Genomic DNA, 5,356 nt, shown 5'->3' on the forward strand with positions numbered 1-5,356 from the left:
TCTTGTTGTTGTTGCTCACTCAATGGCACCGCTGGCAGATCTAGCCCAGCAATAAGACTGTCCATCTTAGCAATAATGCCGTCTGCCTCGGCAATGAGTGCATCCGTTTGTTTGATTTCATCTTTATCTAGGGGTGGTAGTGGCTTAGGGAAGCCTGGTGGTAAACGCGGATCGTTATTAACAGTCTCGCTACTTGCTTGGTTTGGGTTGTTGTTGGAGTTAAATGGGTCTTGGGTTTGTTTGGTATTGGCTGGTGTATTGGTGGTGGGTGTTACTGGTGTATGGTTATCAACTGAGGTATTCCTGATTATCTACATTTAAAGAGATAATAAGACCAGCTATTAATGCAATAAAAACAATGGAAATTAAGGATCTTTGTTGTGTCTGGGTCATTTATTAATATTAATGTTGTGTGAAAAGCATAAAATTTATGTAGCAAGTGAGTATACCTGATAATTATTTTTTTGCAAAAACAAATTAGAAAAGACAAGTTATACCTAGAATAAAAACAACACTAACTTGGCAGTTTATAGGGGAATTTGATTAAGCTCAAAAATTGGCAGAATCATCGCCAAAACAATGAAGAGCACAACGCCCCCCATAATCAATATCATTATCGGTTCAAAAGTATTAACCAGTTTTGTGGTGTAGTGGTCAATTTCATTTTCCATGGAAGGTGTTGCACTTGCAAGTTGTAATTCAAGGCGTGCACTTATGATGCGAACTTACTAATCAATAAAGCTCTTTGCAATACCCCCTCTTATGGATAAATTTTCATCCCTTGCATTTAACATATGCCCAAGCAGATGTGCCTGATGCCATTTCCCCTAACACGCGCTGATAATCATCCACTTCATATTTATCGGACTGTGCTAATTCTTCAGCAGTAATTTCAAACACTTGACCTGATACGGTGTCAGATTGACTAGATACGGCAATAGGATGGTGTGTTTTTCCACTAAGTTTGATGACACTTGCATCTTGGATTTCAAGCATTGCTAATCTGTAGTTGAGCAGTTTATCTTTATAACCAACCAACTCGCGTCCAAAAGTTTCAAGTTGCACGGTAGAGCTTTGTAATGTCCCATACGAAAACAATGATACAGTTTCGTTTGTCATTATTCTTTACTTTTTTGCCCTACACTTACTACGATAAGTTTATCAGTGTTAATCAAACGCGCAAAGGCGTTTTGGATATCTTGCGCGCTAATATTCTTGATTTTGTCAGTAAAGGTGTCTAAATAATCCAGTGGTAAATTATAAAAACCGATAATAGAAAGGTAAGTTAATATATTGGCATTGGATGCTGTTTGTAGAGCAAAGCCACCAATAATATTATCCTTGCCATCTTGTAATTTTTGTTCATCAATATTGTTGTTAATAAAATTATTTAGTGTTTGAATGGCAATTTTTTTTGCCTCATTGGCTTGAGAATTTTTGGTTTGCAGCTTTATTATAAAAGAGCCATTTGACTGCATTTTACTAAAATGACTATATACCGAATAAGCCAGCCCTTTTTTCTCACGAATTTCACCGCTCAAGATTGCAGTTAACCCACTCCCGCCAAAGATATGATTGCCTAAATATAAGGGATAAAAATCAGGGTGGGAGCGATTAATGCCCGTCTGCCCGATTAACAAATGGGTTTGTTTTGATGGGAAGTCAAGGTGAATGTCTTGTGCGTCATTAAGTGGCTTAACCACCGGATTGGCTTTGGCTTTTTGCCCAACATTTAGTCCATGAGAGATTTGTCGTGCAATCTGTTTGGCTTTGGCTTTGCTCACATCTCCAACTAATGCAATGATAAGATTTTTCGCGACAAAAAATTGTTGATAATGGTGCTTTAAATCTTCTGTGGTGATGTTTTTAATGGTGTCTTGCGTGCCAATTGTTTCGTGTGCGTAAGGATGCTTGCCAAATACGGCTTTATCAAAAGCAATGGAGGCAATACTAGAGGGTGATTGTTGAGTGGCTCTGATGGATTGCAGAATTTGACGCTTTGCACGAGTGAGATATTTTTGCTCAAAACTTGGTTGAGTCACAACTTCGGTAAAAATGTTAAGCGCTTTTCTTAAAATCGGCTCTCTTGAAAGCGTGCGTAATGATACGATTGACATATCTTTTAACGAATAATTGCTGAACTGTGCACCTAGCGATTCAAATGCATTAATAATTTGCTCTTCATTGTGATATCGGGTGGCGCTGCTCAGCAGACTATTGGTTAAAGATGCTAAGCCATATTTTTCACCATCTGTGCTACTAGCAGCATCAAAGTTAAGTGAAATATCTAATATTGGCAAGCCCTTGGTCTGCACGAACAAAACCTTTGCACCCTCAGGTGTCATCCAATGTTGAATATTTAACCGAGCATGAACGCTACTAACAAGCAACAAAAATAAAACTAAAAACTTCACTTAACCCCCTGTGGTATGAGTTCTACCGAATTAGCCTGAGAGAAATCCAAATATTGTTTGGCAACTTGTGCAACATCGTGTGTGCTAATAGCATTCATTTTGTCCACATAGCTAAACATTGTTTCAATACCTAAGCCAACAGTTGCCAGCATACCCAAATAATAAGATTGTGTTGACAGTCGGTCTTGCTCAAACACAAATTCGGCTTCAAGTTGTGTTTTGGTGCGCGCCAACTCATCTTTAATGATAACAGGATTTTTAATCAGCTCAGTAATTTGTGCTTTAATTGCTGATAGCACCGTCTCGTTATCTATACCTTTTGCAGGGATAAAACTCAGGGTAAATAAAGTGTTGTATTTGTCATATAGCCTATAACTTACGCTGATGCTTGAAGCGATTTGCTGCTCTCTCACCAAAGTTTTAGACAGTCCGTTGTCTAATATATACGACAACATATCCAAAGCATAAGCATTGTGTTTATCTTTTGTGGTTTTTAAACTTGGCACAGAAAAAGACAAACTGTAAAAAGGCAACTCTGCTTTGAGTTTTAATACACGCGACTGACCCGTATGGGTAATAGCAGGTTTGTAACTCTTGACAATATCAGGATTATATTTGTAAACACCAAAATACTTTTTTGCCAATGCAATCACTGCATCAGCCTGAACATCGCCTACCACCACTAAGGTCGCATTATTCGGTGTATAATATTGTTTATACCAATCGCGTAAATCACGCAAACGATAAGACTCTATATCAGCTTGAAAACCAATAATAGGTGCATGATACGCACCTTTTTTATCAAAGGAAATCAGATTAAGACTCTCAATCACTTTAGCATTTGGATTGTCCTCTATGCGTAATCTGCGCTCTTCAATCACCACTTGCCTTTCTTTTTCAAACTCTTTATTAATCAGGCGTAAGTTACGCATTCTATCCGCTTCCATCTTGAGAGCAAGCTCAAGTTTAGACTTGTGCATTTTTTGATAATAAGCGGTGTAATCCTTAGAGGTAAAGGCGTTATCATCGCCACCATTGCGGGCAATAATCTTGGAAAATTCACCCGCCCCATAATTGTTTGTTCCTTTAAACATCATATGTTCAAGCATATGCGAGATACCTGTCGCTGGACGCGACTCATCACTGGCACCTACCTGATACCAAAGTTGAGAGATAAAAACAGGTGCACGGCTATCGGTTTTAACAATAATTTTTAGCCCATTATCCAGTGTTACTTGAGTAATGCCTTGTTGCGCCAAATCAGGGGGGCTCTCAGCAAATAAAGGTTGAGACAAGGCAAAGAATAGTAAAATCAATTTTTTTAACATTGCATTATTATAATGTTTAATTTTTTCAAAAAAGACAAATCCAACATAGAAAGCAAGTCAATTTCTTTAAAACAACGCTTGACTAAATCTAGGCAAAAACTTGGTTCTGGATTAACAGCACTATTGTTGGGCAAAAAATCCATTGATGATGACTTATTAGAGGCGTTAGAAATGCTACTTATCGGTGCAGATATTGGCATTAATACCACTGATAAAGTTTTAGAGTCTGTGCGCAAAAACGCCTCTAGAAAGACTTTAAAAGACACCGATAGCTTGTATCAGTTCTTAAAAGATGAATTGGCAGGATTACTCATTGAAGACAATCAATTGAAGTCGGACCGACAAGAAACTTTTGTGATTTTAGTCGTTGGTGTGAACGGTGCTGGCAAAACCACCACCATTGGCAAACTCGCCAAGTCATTTCAAAATCAAGGAAAATCAGTGATGCTGGCTGCAGGTGATACCTTTCGTGCAGCAGCAGTTGAGCAACTCAAAGTTTGGGGTGAGCGTAACAATACCACTGTTGTAGCACAAGATACGGGTGCTGATGCGGCTTCAGTCATCTTTGATGCCTATCAATCAGCACAAGCCAAAAATATTGATATACTGATTGCCGATACTGCTGGGCGACTACACACTCAAGGCAGCCTTATGCAAGAATTAGAAAAAATCAAGCGTGTTATCACTAAACAAAATGAAAATGCACCTCATGAAGTGATGTTAGTACTCGATGGTGGTGCAGGTCAAAATGCGATCAACCAAGCCAAAGAATTTAACAAAGCGGTCAAACTAAGTGGCATCAGTATCACCAAACTTGATGGCACTGCCAAGGGTGGTATCGTCTTTGCTATTGCCGATGAATTAAAATTACCCATTCGTTATATTGGTGTTGGTGAAGGGATTGACGACCTAAAACCCTTTGTTACTAAAGACTTTGTTGACGCAATATTTGATTAGGTGTATGATTCTTCTTAACTTTGGAAGGGACAGATGAAAACAATTATTCGCTTAGCATTCTTTTTATTACTTTGTACATCAAGTTTTGCTGAAGAAAAAGCCGTATCATTGTTTGATCAACATTTTAATGACTATAGTGAAAATTTAGCAGACGCTATTGATGCTAAAAAAGCAGGTATTTTTGTTTTCTTCCATATGGAAGAATGCCCATTTTGCCAAAAAATGCGTCGCAATGTATTCACNATTTTAATGACTATAGTGAAAATTTAGCAGACGCTATTGATGCTAAAAAAGCAGGTATTTTTGTTTTCTTCCATATGGAAGAATGCCCATTTTGCCAAAAAATGCGTCGTCATGTATTCACTCAAAAACCCATTATTGACTACTTTAAACAGCACTTTTTAAATTTTGAAGTTGACGTAGAGTCTAGTGTGGATTTGACAGATTTTGACGGCAACACCCTACAAGAAAAAATCTTTGCCCAACGCCATAACTTAGTTGGCGCTACACCGGTGCTGGCTTTCTTTGATTTAAAGGGTAAACGCGTAGTGCGCCACACAGGTTTTGCCAACAAGAAAGACTTTTTACTGCTGGCAAATTATTTTGTTGATAAGTCCTACAAAAAAGAGCCCTTCATACGCTATAAACGCAAACACA

The 5,356-nt window shown here is 38.2% G+C and carries 7 protein-coding genes; 3 read left to right on the forward strand and 4 right to left on the reverse strand.

Features of this window, described 5'->3' with window-relative positions:
* The coding region (locus tag BBROOKSOX_RS08795) for a hypothetical protein (protein WP_180323940.1) at positions 1–321 on the forward strand (321 nt) is incomplete at its 5' end.
* A gap of 206 nt (positions 322–527) precedes the next feature.
* On the opposite strand, the gene BBROOKSOX_RS08800 is transcribed toward BBROOKSOX_RS08795, so the two are convergent.
* From BBROOKSOX_RS08800 to BBROOKSOX_RS08815, 4 genes are read right to left on the reverse strand one after another with little or no spacing between them, the layout of a single operon-like run.
* Positions 528–719, reverse strand: coding sequence for a type II secretion system F family protein (locus BBROOKSOX_RS08800; protein ID WP_257607823.1), 192 nt, complete (start codon positions 717–719; stop codon positions 528–530).
* Positions 720–774: 55 nt separating this feature from the next.
* Entirely contained in the window at positions 775–1,119 is a 345-nt protein-coding gene (locus tag BBROOKSOX_RS08805; RefSeq protein ID WP_139661120.1) for a gamma-glutamylcyclotransferase family protein, read from the reverse strand.
* A complete protein-coding gene (locus tag BBROOKSOX_RS08810; RefSeq protein WP_139661123.1) occupies positions 1,119–2,414 on the reverse strand; it encodes a M16 family metallopeptidase in 1,296 nt (431 codons plus the stop codon). The genes BBROOKSOX_RS08805 and BBROOKSOX_RS08810 overlap by 1 nt, the downstream gene beginning before the upstream one ends.
* Positions 2,411–3,742 carry a M16 family metallopeptidase gene (locus BBROOKSOX_RS08815; RefSeq protein ID WP_139661125.1) on the reverse strand — a complete coding sequence of 444 codons (1,332 nt, stop codon included), beginning with the start codon at positions 3,740–3,742 and terminating at the stop codon, positions 2,411–2,413. The genes BBROOKSOX_RS08810 and BBROOKSOX_RS08815 overlap by 4 nt, the downstream gene beginning before the upstream one ends.
* A gap of 12 nt (positions 3,743–3,754) precedes the next feature.
* Between BBROOKSOX_RS08815 and ftsY the strand changes: the two genes are divergently transcribed.
* Positions 3,755–4,699, forward strand: a complete 945-nt coding sequence (gene ftsY / locus BBROOKSOX_RS08820; protein ID WP_139661128.1) for a signal recognition particle-docking protein FtsY — start codon at positions 3,755–3,757, stop codon at positions 4,697–4,699.
* Between the two features lie 203 nt (positions 4,700–4,902).
* Positions 4,903–5,356: thioredoxin fold domain-containing protein (locus BBROOKSOX_RS08825; protein ID WP_139661133.1), on the forward strand; the 454-nt coding region annotated here is incomplete at its 3' end.

The sequence above is a fragment of the bacterium endosymbiont of Bathymodiolus sp. 5 South genome (assembly GCF_900128535.1).
In the GTDB taxonomy this organism is placed as follows: Bacteria; Pseudomonadota; Gammaproteobacteria; order PS1; family Pseudothioglobaceae; genus Thiodubiliella.

Bases quoted from the DNA above. Each gene is read 5' to 3' on its own strand.
- BBROOKSOX_RS08805 (WP_139661120.1), bottom strand. From the start codon at position 1,119: ATGACAAACGAAACTGTATCATTGTTTTCGTATGGGACATTACAAAGC.
- BBROOKSOX_RS08815 (WP_139661125.1), bottom strand. From the start codon at position 3,742: ATGTTAAAAAAATTGATTTTACTATTCTTTGCCTTGTCTCAACCTTTA.
- ftsY (WP_139661128.1), top strand. From the start codon at position 3,755: ATGTTTAATTTTTTCAAAAAAGACAAATCCAACATAGAAAGCAAGTCA.